This window comes from Nocardioides sp. FY1077 (assembly GCF_058681775.1).
The window spans coordinates 345,050-359,661 of the sequence record NZ_JBZWDB010000004.1; the positions used below are offsets into that span (position 1 = coordinate 345,050).

General features: G+C 73.3%; 19 protein-coding genes. 8 read left to right on the forward strand and 11 right to left on the reverse strand.

Translation table 11 applies throughout. The features are described 5' to 3' along the window. Positions 1 to 75: 75 nt before the first annotated feature. A complete protein-coding gene (locus tag AC4OR8_RS16855) occupies positions 76 to 774 on the forward strand; it encodes a nitroreductase (RefSeq protein WP_492166749.1) in 699 nt (232 codons plus the stop codon). A gap of 31 nt (positions 775 to 805) precedes the next feature. On the opposite strand, the gene AC4OR8_RS16860 is transcribed toward AC4OR8_RS16855, so the two are convergent. Together AC4OR8_RS16860 and AC4OR8_RS16865 are read right to left on the reverse strand one after the other, a co-directional pair. Then, positions 806 to 1,615: a CPBP family intramembrane glutamic endopeptidase gene (locus AC4OR8_RS16860; protein WP_492166750.1), complete on the reverse strand. Its 810-nt coding sequence runs from the start codon at positions 1,613 to 1,615 to the stop codon at positions 806 to 808. Positions 1,616 to 1,682: 67 nt separating this feature from the next. Beyond that, complete coding sequence (locus tag AC4OR8_RS16865) at positions 1,683 to 2,375, reverse strand: ANTAR domain-containing protein (RefSeq protein WP_492166751.1); 693 nt, start codon at positions 2,373 to 2,375, stop codon at positions 1,683 to 1,685. Positions 2,376 to 2,503: 128 nt separating this feature from the next. On the opposite strand from AC4OR8_RS16865, the gene AC4OR8_RS16870 reads away from it, so the two are divergent. Then, positions 2,504 to 3,166: a hypothetical protein gene (locus tag AC4OR8_RS16870; RefSeq protein ID WP_492166752.1), complete on the forward strand. Its 663-nt coding sequence runs from the start codon at positions 2,504 to 2,506 to the stop codon at positions 3,164 to 3,166. Positions 3,167 to 3,209: 43 nt separating this feature from the next. Here AC4OR8_RS16870 and AC4OR8_RS16875 read toward each other — a convergent pair whose 3' ends face one another. The 5 genes from AC4OR8_RS16875 to AC4OR8_RS16895 form a co-directional block, all read right to left on the reverse strand. Further along, a complete protein-coding gene (locus tag AC4OR8_RS16875) occupies positions 3,210 to 3,926 on the reverse strand; it encodes an ANTAR domain-containing protein (RefSeq protein ID WP_492166753.1) in 717 nt (238 codons plus the stop codon). 307 nt (positions 3,927 to 4,233) lie between these two features. Next, a complete protein-coding gene (locus AC4OR8_RS16880) occupies positions 4,234 to 4,902 on the reverse strand; it encodes a class F sortase (protein ID WP_492166754.1) in 669 nt (222 codons plus the stop codon). Between the two features lie 74 nt (positions 4,903 to 4,976). Next, positions 4,977 to 6,182, reverse strand: coding sequence for an ice-binding family protein (locus AC4OR8_RS16885; RefSeq protein ID WP_492166755.1), 1,206 nt, complete (start codon positions 6,180 to 6,182; stop codon positions 4,977 to 4,979). Positions 6,183 to 6,374: 192 nt separating this feature from the next. Continuing rightward, entirely contained in the window at positions 6,375 to 6,680 is a 306-nt protein-coding gene (locus tag AC4OR8_RS16890) for a hypothetical protein (RefSeq protein WP_492166756.1), read from the reverse strand. Continuing rightward, on the reverse strand, positions 6,677 to 6,859 hold the full coding sequence (locus AC4OR8_RS16895) for a hypothetical protein (protein WP_492166757.1): 183 nt from the start codon (positions 6,857 to 6,859) through the stop codon (positions 6,677 to 6,679). Before AC4OR8_RS16895 ends, AC4OR8_RS16890 begins: the two co-directional genes overlap by 4 nt. Positions 6,860 to 6,962: 103 nt before the next feature. Between AC4OR8_RS16895 and AC4OR8_RS16900 the strand changes: the two genes are divergently transcribed. Together AC4OR8_RS16900 and AC4OR8_RS16905 are read left to right on the forward strand one after the other, a co-directional pair. After that, positions 6,963 to 7,328 carry a DUF1330 domain-containing protein gene (locus AC4OR8_RS16900; protein WP_492166758.1) on the forward strand — a complete coding sequence of 122 codons (366 nt, stop codon included), beginning with the start codon at positions 6,963 to 6,965 and terminating at the stop codon, positions 7,326 to 7,328. Between the two features lie 148 nt (positions 7,329 to 7,476). Then, positions 7,477 to 8,811, forward strand: a complete 1,335-nt coding sequence (locus tag AC4OR8_RS16905; protein WP_492166759.1) for a DUF2254 domain-containing protein — start codon at positions 7,477 to 7,479, stop codon at positions 8,809 to 8,811. Positions 8,812 to 8,849: 38 nt separating this feature from the next. Here AC4OR8_RS16905 and AC4OR8_RS16910 read toward each other — a convergent pair whose 3' ends face one another. Then, the gene (locus AC4OR8_RS16910) at positions 8,850 to 9,494 is read right to left on the reverse strand and encodes a TetR/AcrR family transcriptional regulator (protein WP_492166760.1); all 645 of its coding nucleotides are present in this window, start codon (positions 9,492 to 9,494) and stop codon (positions 8,850 to 8,852) included. A 142-nt stretch (positions 9,495 to 9,636) separates the two neighbouring features. Here AC4OR8_RS16910 and AC4OR8_RS16915 point away from each other — a divergent pair, with 142 nt between their 5' ends. Both AC4OR8_RS16915 and AC4OR8_RS16920 read left to right on the forward strand, forming a co-directional pair. Further along, positions 9,637 to 10,416 (forward strand): glucose 1-dehydrogenase, encoded by a 780-nt coding sequence (locus AC4OR8_RS16915; protein ID WP_492166761.1) that lies wholly within the window; start codon positions 9,637 to 9,639, stop codon positions 10,414 to 10,416. After that, the gene (locus AC4OR8_RS16920; RefSeq protein ID WP_492166762.1) at positions 10,413 to 10,868 is read left to right on the forward strand and encodes a nitroreductase/quinone reductase family protein; all 456 of its coding nucleotides are present in this window, start codon (positions 10,413 to 10,415) and stop codon (positions 10,866 to 10,868) included. Before AC4OR8_RS16915 ends, AC4OR8_RS16920 begins: the two co-directional genes overlap by 4 nt. Positions 10,869 to 10,905: 37 nt before the next feature. Here AC4OR8_RS16920 and AC4OR8_RS16925 read toward each other — a convergent pair whose 3' ends face one another. Then, positions 10,906 to 11,112, reverse strand: a complete 207-nt coding sequence (locus tag AC4OR8_RS16925) for a type II secretion system protein (RefSeq protein WP_492166763.1) — start codon at positions 11,110 to 11,112, stop codon at positions 10,906 to 10,908. 315 nt (positions 11,113 to 11,427) lie between these two features. On the opposite strand from AC4OR8_RS16925, the gene AC4OR8_RS16930 reads away from it, so the two are divergent. Both AC4OR8_RS16930 and AC4OR8_RS16935 read left to right on the forward strand, forming a co-directional pair. Continuing rightward, on the forward strand, positions 11,428 to 12,054 hold the full coding sequence (locus AC4OR8_RS16930) for a CPCC family cysteine-rich protein (protein WP_492166764.1): 627 nt from the start codon (positions 11,428 to 11,430) through the stop codon (positions 12,052 to 12,054). Positions 12,055 to 12,418: 364 nt separating this feature from the next. Continuing rightward, positions 12,419 to 12,718, forward strand: coding sequence for a hypothetical protein (locus tag AC4OR8_RS16935; protein ID WP_492166765.1), 300 nt, complete (start codon positions 12,419 to 12,421; stop codon positions 12,716 to 12,718). A gap of 228 nt (positions 12,719 to 12,946) precedes the next feature. Here the strand turns inward: AC4OR8_RS16935 and AC4OR8_RS16940 are convergent, their stop codons facing one another. Continuing rightward, complete coding sequence (locus AC4OR8_RS16940) at positions 12,947 to 13,387, reverse strand: hypothetical protein (protein WP_492166766.1); 441 nt, start codon at positions 13,385 to 13,387, stop codon at positions 12,947 to 12,949. A 684-nt stretch (positions 13,388 to 14,071) separates the two neighbouring features. Next, positions 14,072 to 14,275, reverse strand: a complete 204-nt coding sequence (locus tag AC4OR8_RS16945; protein ID WP_492166767.1) for a hypothetical protein — start codon at positions 14,273 to 14,275, stop codon at positions 14,072 to 14,074. Positions 14,276 to 14,612 lie beyond the last annotated feature (337 nt).

Consider the following 14,612-nt stretch of genomic DNA (forward strand, 5'->3'; position numbering starts at 1 on the left):
GGGGCCGCCGGCTCAGGCACGCGGCGCCGGGCCCCGTCGACCCCACCGTGACAGCGACGCTGTCATGATGAGGCCATGGACGACGCCGTGCGCGACATCGACGCCCTCGAACGCCTGCTCGCCGACCGCTGGAGCTGCCGCGGCTACCTCCCCTACCCCGTCGCCGACGCGGTGGTGGAGCGCCTGCTCACCGCCGCGCAGTGCACCCCGTCGTGGTGCAACACCCAGCCCTGGCAGGTCCACCTGGTCTCCGGCGCGGCCGCCCGTGAGCTGAGCGCCCGCATGCTGGCCTCGTTCGACCGCGCCGGGAGCGACTTCCCCTTCCCGCAGACCTACACCGCCGAGCGCCAGCAGCGACGCCGCGAGAGCGGCTGGCAGCTCTACGACGCCGTCGGCATCGCCAAGGGCGACCGGGAGGCGTCGTTCGCCGAGGGGCTGCGCAACTTCGAGCTGTTCGGTGCGCCGCACGTCGCGGTGGTCACCACGGCCGCCGAGCTCGGCACCTACGGGGCCGTCGACTGCGGGCTCTACGTGCAGACGTTCCTGCTGGCCGCGCAGGCCCTCGGTCTCGGCGCCTGCGCGCAGGCCGCCCTGGCAGGGCAGTCACCCCTGCTGCACGACGCGCTGGGCCTGGCCGAGGACCGCCGGGTCGTGTGCGGCATCTCCTTCGGCCACCCCGACCCCGCGCACCCCACCGCGTCCTACCGCACCCACCGGGCCGCGCTGGCCGACGTGGTGACCCACGTCGAGTCCGTCGGCGACCTGCGCGACTGAGGGCCTCGCGCGGCAGCGGTCGGGGCCCGGCTCAGGTCGGCAGCCACGACACCGAGCCCGCGAGCACGGCGTACCCGACGAACGCACCGACGTCGAGCAGGGTGTGGGCGACGACCAGCGGCGCCAGCCGGCCCCACCGGCGGTAGAGCCAGGCGAACAGCAGGCCCATCACCAGGTTGCCGACGAACCCGCCGAGGCCCTGGTAGAGGTGGTAGCTGCCCCGCAGCACCGCGGCCACGACGATGGCAGCGACGTCGCCGAGGCCGAGCTGGCGCAGGCGCACCAGCACGTAGCCGAGCACCAGCAGCTCCTCGAGCAACGCGTTCTCCAGCGCCGAGAGGACCAGCACCGGCACGTGCCACCACACATCGGGCAGCGCGTCGGCCACCACGGTGAGGCTCAGGCCGAGGGCGTGGGACAGCAGGTAGAACGCCACGCCCACCGACCCCACCGCGGCCGCCACCACGGCGCCCCGGACGAGGTCGAGCCCGGTGAGCCACCGGCCCCCGCGGGCCCACAGCCCGCGCACCGAGTCACCCGAGCGCACCAGCAGGTACGCCGCCAGGGCGACCGGCACCAGGGAGAACCCGAGGCCCAGCAGCTGGTAGGTGAGGTCGAACCACGGCCGGTCGGGGGCGTAGGAGCCGTTCATCGTGGCGCTCTGGTCCTGCAGCGCCCCGGGTGCGGTGGCCGACTCGAGCAGGCTGACCAGCGCGTAGACCCCGGATCGGCCCAGCGACAGCGACAGCACCACGACCAGCTCGACCAGCAGCAGGGCCCGGGGAAGCGGGGCGGGAGCCGAGGCGGGCCCGTGCGTGGAGCCGGCGGCGGAGGTCGTCACGGCCCCATCCTGCCGTCCCGGCACGAGGGCCGCCTGAGGACCGACCCCCGCTGGCGGCGCCGCGCGGTCAGGTCGCGGGCCCCGGGGCCAGCACCAGCTCCTCGGCCACGGCGCGGAGCTTGACCTGGCTGGTCGCCGAGACCCGCACCAGGTAGTCGAAGGCGCGGTCGGCGTCGAGGCCGTAGCGCTCCATGGCGATGCCGATGGCCTGGCCGATGACCTGCCGGGTCGCCACGGCCTGCTGCAGGTTCTCCACCTCGCGGCGGTGACCCAGCGCGAGCGCGGCGTGGCTGGCCAGGTACTGCGCCAGCTGGCGCGACTCCGGGCCGATCGTGTCGCTGGTCGTGGAGTAGAGATTCAGCGCGCCGATGCTCGTCTCGCCGACGTACATCCGCACGCCCAGCATCGACCGCACCCCGAGCTCCACCGCCTGCGGGACGTAGCGGTGCCAGCGCGGCTCGTGGCGGGCGTGCTCGACGAGGGTCACCGACGCCGCGTCGGGCTCGAGCGCGGTGAGGCACGGGCCCTCGCCGACGTCGTACTGCAGCCGGTCGAGGCTGCGCACCAGGTCGTCGCTGGCTGCGGAGGTCTCGAGGCGGCCGTCGCGGTGCACGAGGGTCACCCCGGCGTGGTCGACATCGGGGACCGACAGCGCAGCGACCTCGACGACCACCTGCAGGGTGGACTCCACCGTGGGCGCCCCGTGCACCGCCAGCGCGGCGCGCTCCATGGCGGTGGGGAGGTCCAGGGCGGCGGTCACAGGGGACTCCTCGGGGGTCGTACGGCGTAAGGCTGCGCGGCGCGCCCTGCCATCGTGCCCCGCGGACCGCCCGGGCGCCAGCCGACCTCGCCCCCGCCTGGTCAGGCCGGGTGCGGCAGGCTGGACCCATGACCTCCACCGACGGCCCGACGGGCGCCGACCGCGACCTGGGCGAGCGGCTCGCCACGTGGCTGGAGGGGCTGGGTCTCGCCGACCACCTGGCTGCCGCCGGGCTCCCCCACCTGGAGCGGGACGCCGGGGGCGCCGCGGTGTGGAGCGATCCCGGCACCGGCGCGCCGCTGACCGCTGACCAGCTCGTGCAGCTCGACCGGCTGCTGCACCACGAGGGATCCGACCCGCGGCACGCCGTACCGGTGCCGCTGGTGCAGGTGGCGCAGCAGGCGCGGGTGCGGGTCGCCCTGCTGGCCAGCGCCAGCCACACCTACGAGACGCTCGCCGCGCTGCGGGGGGCGAGCGTCAACGCCACCCGCTTCGAGGTGCACAAGGCCGCCAGCGCCCACCGGCTGCTGGTGGTGACCACCGACGCGGGGGCGGTGGTGCCGGCCTTCCAGCTGACCGAGGCCGGTGAGCCGCGGCCCGACCTGGCCCCGGTCGTCGAGGTGCTCCTGGCGGCCGGCACCGACCCGTGGCGCGCCTGGGCGTGGCTGACCCGGCCGGCGGCGCTGCTGGGCGGGCTGGTGCCCGAGCGGGCCGTCGCCGACCCCGAGACGTTCGACCTGGCCCACCACGCCGCGGTCCGGCTCGCCGAGCGGGTCACCGCGAACCGCTGACGCGGCCGCCGTCACCACGCGGTGGCGGCGCCGGGGCGAGAGCTCACCCGGCGGTGAAGCCGCCGCGCCCCTCGAGGACGGCCTCCGCGATCTCGACCTCCGTGACCCCGGTGCGCAACGACGCGTCGCGCAGCCGCGCCCGGGCCTCCTCCACGTCGATGTCGAGCGCAGCGGCCAGCACCCCCACGGCGGCAGCGATCCGGGCCTCGTCGCGCAGCACCTCGGGTGCCTCCTGGGCGGCACCCAGGGTGCCGAAGGTCAGGTCGGCGTTGACGACCGCTCCCCCGGCCCAGGCCCCGAACAGGTCGGCGATGGTCTCGTGGTGGCCGTCGAACGCGCTGATGGACGAGGCGTACATGTTGATGCTGCCCCGCACCGTGCCGCCCTCGAAGACCGGCAGGGTCAGCGTGCTGGCCACGCCGTACGACGACGCGGCGCGCGCGAAGGTGGCCCACCGGGCCTCGTCGATCACGTCGGTGCGCTTGAACGTCGTGGTGTCGCCCGCCTTGGCGGCGTCCACGCACGGGCCGCCCGCGACGTACTGCACGCCGTCGAGCACGGCCACGTCGGTGCCGGAGGCCAGGAAGGTGAAGGTCACTCCCCCGTGGTTCATGTAGGCGATGCTGACGCCGAGGCAGTCGGGCACCAGCACCTGCAGCACCTCCAGCGAGGCCCGGAACTCCTCGCCGAGCGCGAGGTCGTTCTCGGTGAAGTCGCTGAACGACTCGAGGGCACGCCGCGTGGCCGGGATGGGTTCCATGGGAGTCGGTACCCGGATCGACTCAGGCCCACCTCACCCCGATGGCGACCATCGACGCCCGCCCGGCCGCCCGCCCGGGGCTCGGCGGGCGACGTCGTGCAGGTCGGGCGCCACCCGGCCGGCCGGCCGGTCAGGGCGGCGAGGTCAGGGCGGTGAGGTCACGCCGAGGACCGGTGCGCTGGCAGGTTCGCTGGCAACCCGGCCCGCACCTCGACTGTTTGGGGTGCGGGCCAAGCCTGGGGACCCAGTACCCGTCGGCTGTGCGCACAAGCCCAGAAGGGTGAGGCGGACCCGTCCGTGACGAGGATCATGCCGGGCGCACGGCCCGGGTGAACACGACGACGTTGCTCTGGTAGCCACCCTGCGCGGCGTCGTAGTCCCCACCGCAGGTGACGAGGGTGAGGGCGGCACGCCGGGGGCTGCCGGCGTAGACCCGCTGGGCCGGGAAGTCCTCGTTGGCGTAGGTGGCGACCCGGCGCACCTCGAACGGGGCCAGGGTCCCGTCGGCGAGACGGACCTCCACCCGGTCACCGCGGCCCAGCTGCGAGAGGCGGTAGAACACCGCAGGGCCGGCCACGGAGTCGACGTGCCCGAGCACGACCGAGGAGCCGGGCTGCCCCGGCACCGGCCCCTGCTCGAACCACCCTGCCCTCGCGGCGTCGCTGGGCACCTCGACGGTCCGGTCGTCGTTCAGGCCGAGCCGCACGAGGTCGGTCGAGACGCCGATCGAGGGGATGCTCAGGTGCTGCGGAGGGGACGGCGACGGGGCGTCGCTCGGGACGGCCGGAGGCCCCGCGGGCCGCCCCGCAGGGCGCACCGCGGGCGACGGTGTCGTGGCGGCGGGTTCCGCAGCGGTCGGACCGCCGGTCGCGGCGGCCGGGTCCACCACCCGGGTCGCGGGGTCGCCCGGCGCAGGAGCCCGCAGCGCCACGGTCGCCAGGACGGCGGCCACCGCGACCAGCAGTGCGGTGACCACCGCCCACCGCCGAGCACGTGGGCGGCTGCTGCCCGACGACACGCGGTGCCTGCTCACCCGGAGGCCGCCGGCGCTCAGTGGGTGTGCGGCGTGCGCACGACCCGGGTGAGTGCGACCAGGGCGCCGAGAGCCGACAGCCCCGCCAGCCCGAGCAGGACGAGCGGGCCGCTGCCGCCGGCGTCGGGCTCCGCGCCGGTCGCCGGGTTGCCGACGGGCACGACCGGACCGCCCGGCGCACCCGGTGTGCTCGGTGTGCTCGGTGCGCTCGGTGTGGCCGGTCCGCTCGGTGCGAAGGGCCCGCCGCCGTCATCGGTGGTGTCGTCGACCGGCGTGCCGCCACCGGGGTTGCCACCACCCGTGGACGGCTGGGCAGGACTGCTCGACCCGCCGGTCGGACCGGACGGACCCGTCGGGGTGGCCGTCACCGTGCTGGTGGGGACGCCGCTGGGGGTGGTGGTCGCCGTCGCGGAGGCGGACGGGGGCGCCGACGACGTCGGCGGAGCCGCGGCGCAGGTGGGTGCGGTGATGTCGTTGGTGTCGAGGGTGACGGCGCCGTTGCGGGCGAGCACCCGGCCCACGACGTCGGCCCCGTTGTCCAGGGTCGCGGACGTGAGGGCCATGATCGTGCCCGCGAAGTCGGTCTCGGTGCCGAGCGTGGCCGAGCTCCCGACCTGCCAGAAGACGTTGCAGGGCGAGGCGCCGTTGAGCAGCACCACGCGGGAGCTGGAGCCGGTGGTCAGGGTCGACCCGGCCTTGAAGATGAACACCGCGTCGGGGTCGTCGCCGGCGTCGAGGGTGAGCGTGCCGGTGAGCTGCATGCTCGAGGAGTCGGCGTACACGCCGGGCAGCAGGGTGCGCCCGCCGAGGTCCACGCCGGTGACGTCGTCGGTGGTGGGTCGCCCTGCCGCGCTGGTGTAGGCGATCCTCAGGTCTCTCTTGGCCCGGTCCGCGACGCCGTCGGCGCGGTGCTCGGTGCCGTTGCTGATCAGACCGGGAGGGAAGCCGGTGACGGCCGTGCCGGGGCTGACCCCGAGGTCGCCGGCGATGTGGGAGACACCGGTGTTGGTGACGGTGCTGCCGGCGAGGACGGCGAACGACCCGGCCGTGCCGAGGTTCACGGTGGCCTCGGCGGCGTACGCCGTGGAGGCACCGGACCAGGCGACGCCGGCGACGAGCAGCGCGGCGGCCGAGACGCTGAACCCGGCGACGAGGCGGTGGCGGGCGGGGGTGCGGTGGGGAGCGAGCGGGGTCGGGGGCGTGCTGAGGTCAGAGGGGGGCATGCAGCTCTGCTTTCGGAGGGACTCCGCATGTGGGGGGAGGCCGGGGGGCCCATGCGTCCGTCCCCGTCGACGCTACGCGCCACCTGCCGCCGTATCAGCAGAACCGCACTTCTCCCCCGGTCTCACCAGGTGGGCCTCGGACGTCCGCACCACGGCCACGTGGACGACCTCGGCGCCTGAGCAGCAGGACGGCTAGGGCAGGAGCCAGCCGGGGTGCTGCACCGAGTAGGCCAGCACCAGTGCCATGGCGGCAGTGGCCTCGAGTGCAGCCGCGAGCACGGTCGCCGCGGCGACCCGGGCACCCGTCGCCCGCCACGTGGGGAGGGCCAGGAGCGACGACCCGCCCACGAGCGTCGCGGCCAGGCCGACGACCGGCAGCAGCACGGTCGCGGTGAGGGTCGACGTCCAGGCCGTGACGGCCGGGACGGCGAACAACCCGCAGTGCAGCAGCAGGGTCGCCCGGGCCCACGGGGCGTCGGCACGAGGGACGCCGGTCACGACTCGTGGGCCGCCCCGCCCCGCCGCACGCGACGCACGACCACGACGACGAGCAGGACCAGCAGGGCCAGCGCCACCAGCGCGACCGCGCCGGTGAGCAGCAGCTCCTCCAGGCCGGGGACGAGGGGGCTGAGCTCGCCCTCGTCCGAGGACAGCGAGACGTTCACCACCGACGACATGCGGTGACCCTAGGCGACGGCCGAGCCACCTCGTCGCGAAGGAGGAGGGTCGACGTGACCGAGCCTCGCCACCAGCGGGCGGTCCCCGTGCCAGGATCGTGACATGGCGATCGACCCGCGTGGTGCCGACCTCAAGCGCTACCTCCAGGAGGACCCCGGCGGACCCGTGGTGATGCTGAACCTGCTGCGTTTCGCCGAGGGTGGTCGCGAGCTGTACGACGAGTACGCCCGGGCCCTGGAGGCGACGTTCCTCCCGCGCTACGGCGGCGAGGTCCTCTACGCCGGCGACGGGTCGACGCCGCTGGTCGCCGAGACGGGGCAGAGCTGGGACGCCGTCCTGCTGGTGCGCTACCCGTCACGAGAGGCGTTCAGCACGATGGTCGCCGACCCGGAGTACCAGGCGGTGACCGAGCTGCGGACCCGCGCCCTGACCGAGGCGGTCCTCCAGCCGACGGCACCGTGGGCATGATCGGCCGGGTGCACGCCAGGGCTCGCGCGCGCGACCACGGGCGGTCTCCGGCGCGCCTGGCCTGCGGGTCCGGTCGTGGGCACGACGACGCGCACGGTCCGACTCGCGTTCCGGCTCCTCCCCCGCTCGGGGTCACCGGGCCTCGGCCATGACGCGGTGGTCGCGGCTCCAGCAGAGCTTCTGGTTCATCCCGGCCCTGCTGTGCCTGGCCGCGGTGCTGCTCGCCGAGGGCCTGATCTCTGTGGACCAGCGCCTGGGTGAGTCGAGCCTGGGACCGCTCGGTGCGGTGATCACCAGGGTGGGTGAGTCCGGCAGCAGGGACCTGCTCGGCGCCATCGCGAGCTCGATGCTCGCGGTCGCCTCCACGACGTTCTCCATCACCATCGCCGTGCTGGCCCTGTCCTCGTCGACCTACGGGCCCCGGCTCGTCCGCAACTTCATGGCCGACCGCGGCAACCAGCTCGTGCTCGGCGTCTTCGTGGCGACGTTCCTCTACAGCCTGCTGGTGCTGCGCTCGATCCGGGTCGTCAGCGACACCGCTGGGGACTACTTCGTCCCCCACCTGGCGGTCAACGTGGCCGTCCTGCTGGCCGTCGCGTCGATCGGCGTGCTGGTGTACTTCATCCACCACATCAGCGACTCGGTGCAGGTGTGGACCCTTGCCGAGCAGGTCCGCAGCGACTTCACCAGCACCGTGGACCGGCTCTACCCCGCGGAGCCCCCGCAGGACGCCGACGCGACGGCCCCCGTCGGGGCAGGGGTCGCTCCCCCGCACGCGAGCGACGGGGTGGCGATCACCTCGCGGCAGACCGGGTACGTGCTCGGCGTCGACGTCGAGCGCCTCGTCGCGCTGGCCAGTGAGCGGGACTGGGTCCTCGAGATGGAGGTCCGCGCCGGGGAGCACGTGACCAGCGGCGCCACCCTCGCCCACGCGTGGCCGGCCACCCGGCTCGAGGAGGAGCAGTCCGCGTCGGTCAGGCGGGCCGTGCGGGTCGGGCGGGCGCGGACCCCGGAGGGCGACATCGAGTTCCCCGCGCTGCTGCTGGAGGAGATGGCGGTGCGCGCGCTGTCGCCCGGCACCAACGATCCGTACACCGCGATCAACGCCCTCGACGACCTGGCCGCCGGCCTGGTCCTCCTCGCCGGCCGCCCGATGCCCTCACCGCACCGGTACGACGAGGACGGACGGCTGCGGGTCATCGCGCCGGGCGTCCCCCTGATGCACCTCCTCGACCACGTGCTGGACGCCATGCGCGTCTACGCGCTGCCCCACCCCACGGTCCTGCAGCGGACCCTCCGGCTCGTCGACCAGGTCGGCGAGGCCAGCGACGACCCGGACGTGCGCCGCCGGCTGGACGTCCACGTGCGCGACCTGGTGGAGGCGTTCGCCGCCACGTCGCCGCACAGTCGTGACCTCGACGCGTTGAGCCGGCACGCCGGCCGGGTGCGCGCGAGCCTCACGGGCTCCCCCGGGACCGGCTGACGCTCCCGTTCCCAAGCCGCGGTCCTGGGCCGGTGGACTCAGCCGTGGGCCGACGCACCTGGTCCGGACGCGGCGTACCGCGCCGTGGTGGTGCGGACGGCCTCGTCGACCACCTCGGCGACGCGTTCGGCGCTCACCTCCCAGCCCGGCACCAGGAGCGTCGGCCAGAACACGTAGTTGGAGATCATGCCCAGGAACTGGGTGGCGGCGAGGTCCACGTCGTCGACCCGCACCGTCCCCGCCTCGTGCTCGGCCAGCAGGTAGCCGCGCACGGACTCGAAGTAGGGCATCTTCCCCTGCGAGAACTGGGCACTGGCGAGCTCGGGGAACCGCGGCAGCTCGGCGATGACGATGCGGAACAGGTCGGTCATCTGGGCGCGGCCCAACAGCTCGGCGTAGCGGCGACCGATGGTGCTGAGCCCCTCGACGATGTCGCCTGCCGGCGGGGCGTCCTCGTCGTCAGCGGTCGACCAGGACTCGGTGACCATGGCGTCGAACAAGGCGGCCTTGGTCGGGAACTGCTTGAACAGCGTGGCTCGCGAGACGCCCGAGCGCTCGGCGATCCGCGCCAGCGACGTCCGGTCGTAGCCCAGCTCGAGGAACAGGGCGGTCGCGGCCGTCACGATCAGCGCGCGCTTCTCCTGGGCGATGCGCTGGTGGTACGTCGTCGCGACCCTGCTCATGGCACGAGCATACGAGGTGAGTGGCTTGACTCACCATCAGCACCGGCCTACTGTCTCGTAGTGGTGAGTCACTCGGCTCACCACTGGCCGCTGCCCACCACTGGTGGGCCCGGTCAGTCACCCACGTGCTGGAGGAAGACTGATGCGCCGTTTCGACGACAAGACCGTGCTCGTGACCGGTGGGACCGGTGGCCAGGGATCGAGCCACGTACGCGCCTTCCACGCGGAGGGGGCGAACGTGGTGATCGGCGACATCGACGCCGAGCGCGGCGTCGCGCTCGCCGACGAGCTCGGCACCCGCGCCCGCTTCGCCCACCTCGACGTCACCGACGAGGCCTCCTGGTCCGCCGCGGTGCTGGCCACCGAGAGCGCCTTCGGCGCCCTGGACGTGCTCGTCAACAACGCGGGTGTGCAGAACCCGCCAGCGCCGATCGAGGAGACCGACCAGGCCACGTGGTCGCGCATCCTCGACATCAACCTCACCGGGACCTTCCTCGGCATCAAGGTCGCCGCCCCCGCCCTGCGCCGCGCGTCAGGCGGAGCTATTGTCAACATCGCCTCGACGATGGGCCTGGGCGGCACGGCGCACTACGCGCCGTACGTCGCCAGCAAGTGGGCCGTGCGGGGTCTCACACGGACCGCAGCGCTCGAGCTCGGCCGGGACCGCATCCGCGTGAACACCATCCACCCCGGCGTGATCGCCACCCCCTTCATCAGCGAGCCGGCAGCCGGCGCCACCGCAGCGATCGCCGACTTCTACTCCCCCGAGCCGTTCGCCGTCCCCCGACTCGGAGAGCCGAGCGACGTCACCCGGCTCCTGCTGTTCCTCACGTCGTCGGACGCGTCGTTCATCACGGGGTCGGAGTACGTCATCGACGGTGGGCTCCTCCTCGGACCCGCCCTCCGGACCGAGGCCGCATGAGCGGTCCGGGCACGACCGCACGGGACCCGTCGTCGTCGCACCTGCCCGACGACGTCCGGCGAGCCATCGAGATCACCCCTGCCGCAGGCACCAGCGAACGGATCATCGACATCACGACACGGGGGCGCCGTACCGGCCGGCCACGCCGCATCGAGATCTTCTTCTACCGCGCTGCGGGCAACACCTACCTGTGCAGCGGCGCCGGCGGGGCCGCCACCGACTGGCACGCGAACCTGCTCGCGGATCCCACCTTCACCTTCCACCTCAAGCACGGGGTCCGGGCCGACCTGCCTGCCCGGGCCACGCCGGTCACCGATCCGACTGAGCGCCGGGCCGTGCTGGCGGAGATCGTCGCTGACCTCAACCAGCCCCACGACCCCGGCACCATCCGGCCGACTCGGCTCGAGGACTGGGCCGAGAGCCGGCTGGTGCGCATCAGCTTCGGCCGCTGACCGTGAGCGCGCCGATCCCAGGACGGCCCCGACCCCGTCAGTCCAGGCACCCACCGTCGGGTGACGGGAAGCCGATGACCCAGTCCGCACCGCGGTGCCGGTCGACCTCTTCGAGCGCCTCGGTGGTGTCGCGGAGCTCACGCTGGCACTGGGAGACCTCGGCCCGGCCGACCAGGTAGCCACCCACCCCGGCTGTCGCGGCCGTCAGGACCCCCGCGATGACGAGCAGCAGGACTCGGCGCATGCCCGGATACAACCATGCACGACCCGACGAGGCCCACGTGACGCCGCGACGAACCCGTACCGAGCCCTGCCACGACCGTCAGTCGGAGCGCGGACCCGCCTGCAGGTGCCACCGAGACTCGGCGTCCGACACCCGGGAGGGGGCGGTTCCCTGCGTGCTGTGCGCGTGTTCGAGGTCGGGGCGAGCGTCGGCGGCCCGGTGGTGCTCGCTGGCGGCTGCGGCGACGCCGACCTCACGACGACTGCCGGCCCGCCACCCGGGCTGACGGCCGCCACGTGCTGCTCGGCTGCGTCCCGGCCCACCTAGGCTGCGTCCGTGAAGGTCACGTGCCCGTGCTGCGGCTACCGGACCTTGCCGACCGGGCCGGGAGACTACGAGGTGTGCCCCGTCTGCTCCTGGGAGGACGACGGCCTCCCGCCCTGGACGTGCGACGGCCCGAACGGCCTGAGCCTGGTGGAGGCGCAGCAGCGGTTCGCGTCACGCGGCATCGTGCACCCCTCACGCCGCAGGAGAACCCGTCGCCCCGGGCCCGGCGAGGGCCGCGACGCAGGGTGGCGCCCGCCCGAGCTCACCGACGACCTCCTGCGGCGAGTAGAGCAAGCACACGCCGACCTGGAGCGAGAGACCGCAGAGGGGTGGGCCCGGGTCGAGGAGGACGACTCGCTGGCGACGTACGACGCGGACTTCGCGTCCCTGCGCGCCGATGCCCCTGACCTCTCGCGCGCAGAGGCGGAGAGCAGGCTCCGTGCACTCGGTGTGACGCACGGGTTCCGATTCCCGGACGCGGAGCTGGAGCTCCTCGTCCACCTGATGAGTGACGAGCACTGGCGCACCCGGCACCCCGTCCAGGCGCTGCGTTGGGTGTGGCGGCACCGCGGTTCCGCCTCGCTGCGCCAGCGGCTCCGCCAGCTGCGCAGCGGGTCGGTTCGCTACGCCGGCTGAGCTGGTTCCGCTTCACCACCGACCTGTGAGCGGGGTCAGCACCATCGCCCCTTGTGTGGGCGTGGGCTTCTGGAACGTCGGGCACGCCTGTGGATACCCTCTGCACATGGGTCAATCCGGTCGGCTCCGGGTGCTCGCCTCCGTCGCGGTCGCCAGCCTCACGGCGTGCACCTCGGCACCAACCGATGACGACGCCGTGCCGCCACGGTCCGCCACGTCCACGAACCCACCCACGACGACTGACTCGCCCACGACGACTGACTCGCCGAGCGTCGACACGGAGCCACGAGCTCTCCGCTGCCAGGACCCGACCGCGTCAGTCGAAGCGATGGCCGCGGCAGCGATCGCCACTCATCCTGGTCCTGTGCGGGGTGCGACGCTGGTTCGTGCCGCGACGACCGGCGCAGGCACGTGGTACGTCGTCGGCATCGACCGGGCCTACGTCCTGGACGACGGCACGCCGGCAGGAGGCGTCTCGCGCTCGCTCGCGCTCACGAACGCCCCGGTCGGTGCGAGCTTCATCCCGCTGGGCGAAGGCGTGGTGGACGAGCCCGTTGCGACGTCATGGCGCCGAGTGTCGTGGACCGGCAGCAGGCTCGCTGCCGGGCAGCGCGCACTCCGCAAGGCGGTCGATTGCCTGGACGCGCCGACCGACAGGTCCTAGCACCGCGCTGGGGTCACCGGGGCGCGGTCGAGCCATCTCGCTCATCCGGGTCGTACCCCCGACGGGGCGGCTCCGTCGCACCAGCCACCACCCGCATGATGCGCAGACGTGGCACGGTCCCGATCGAGGACCGAGGCGTTGGCGACCGGAAGAGGTCCTCGCGGGCAGCGGCCCACCCACTGCGCCCGTGTGCCCCGTGCTGCAGCGAGGTGCCGGCGCCAGCCGCCGCTACGGGGCACGGAACAGGTTGCGTGACCTGATGACCCGGCGGCAGGCGTTCACCACGAGGCAGATGGCGGCGCAGCCGAGACACATGCCGACGAACACCAGGGGCACGCCCACGAGCGCGAACGAGGCATCAGGCGACGGTGGCGCCAGGATCGTGAAGCTGACCACCATGCAGACAGTGAAGGTCGCGGAGAGGGTGAGCGAGGCCCGGAACGGGTCCACGCGCGCCACCAGGGCCACCACGAGCACCACGGCGAGCAGAACGAGTGCGATCTGCACCTGCCAGTCCTCGTAGGGCCCCGTCTCCTGGCCGTTCCGCACGTCCTTCTTGTTGTCCCAGCCCAGAAGCGCAAGCCACACGAGGACCGTGGCAAGAGAGACCAGGACCAGGGCGCGACGACCGCCGTGCTCTGTCGCGTGGCTGGGCGCTTCGGAGCTCACAGGGCCACCTCAGGTCAGGGTCACGCGGTGAGGGTGAGCCCACGTTCTCAGCCGGGCAGCTCGACCCGGACCTCGATCAGACCGAGCCGGGCCGGTGTCACTGGTGGCCCTCACGATGACAGTCTGCAGGCGCAGCCTGTGGCATCCGACCAGGCTCAGACTGTGAGCAGCGCCGGACAGCTCGCGGGTCTCGCGGGCGCCCTGAGCACGGCCCTGCCGCCCGCTTCGATGGAACCCGACTCAGGGTATGAGGCTGATTCCTCGTAGGACGGCGAACGCGAGGAGCGGAAGGGACGCGACGCCCAGGCACAAGCGCCAGGTGTGACGTCTCGTCGTCCCCCAGCGCAAGACGAGTGCAGCGAACGCGACGAAGTCCACCACGACGAACGTCAGGAAGGTCGCCGTGAACGGAAACGCGCCACCGCACACCGCTTCGGCCCCGGTCCCGAGGGGCTCGTAGGCGTCGTCCCAGGTGCCGCACGCACGTCCCCAAGCGAGCAAGAGGTATCCACCAGCACTCGAGAGGACGACCCACGCGACCGTCGCTGCGCCCAGGGCGGCGAGCCCACGCCGGTCCTCTGTCTCACACATCACGCGCGCCGACGGGTAGCCCACCTGCAGAGCTCCGCCAGCCCTCGGGCGGCAAGCCCGGGGGCGACGTGTGGAGCTCGCTGGTCCTGCCCATCAGTTCGAGCAACTGCCGCCAGAGACGCCGTACACCGCGCTGTCATCGCTGGCACGCGACTGCGCCCTCTCCAACACGTCGATGGTCGTCCGTAGCTCACTCTGACACCGGGACACCTCGGCGCGGCCGATGACGTACCCGCCCAGCCCGAACGTCACGGCTATCAGGACGGCGGCGACGCCTAGCAACAGAAACTTGCGCACAGGGTCACCATCTCACTCGAAGCACTGCGGCGAACTGGGGTGAACGTCAGGCCGCACCGATGGGACGGCGCATCTCACCGGGCCGCGCCCTCGAACCCGTCTTCGTCGGGCACGTCAGCAGGGAGACGGACGAAGGTCCCCCACCGTCCCCCGACGATCCGTTCGTGCGAGTCGTGACCCTTCACCGCGAACACCTGCACGTCACGCTCCGGCCCTAGCCCGCCCCCTGGGGACTCGCAACCAGGCATGGTCGCGAAGCCGAGCGCCCTACCTCGTCGGCTGGGCTCGTCAGCACCAGTGCCGACACAGGTCGCGCCGTCCAGGACCAAGACGAGGG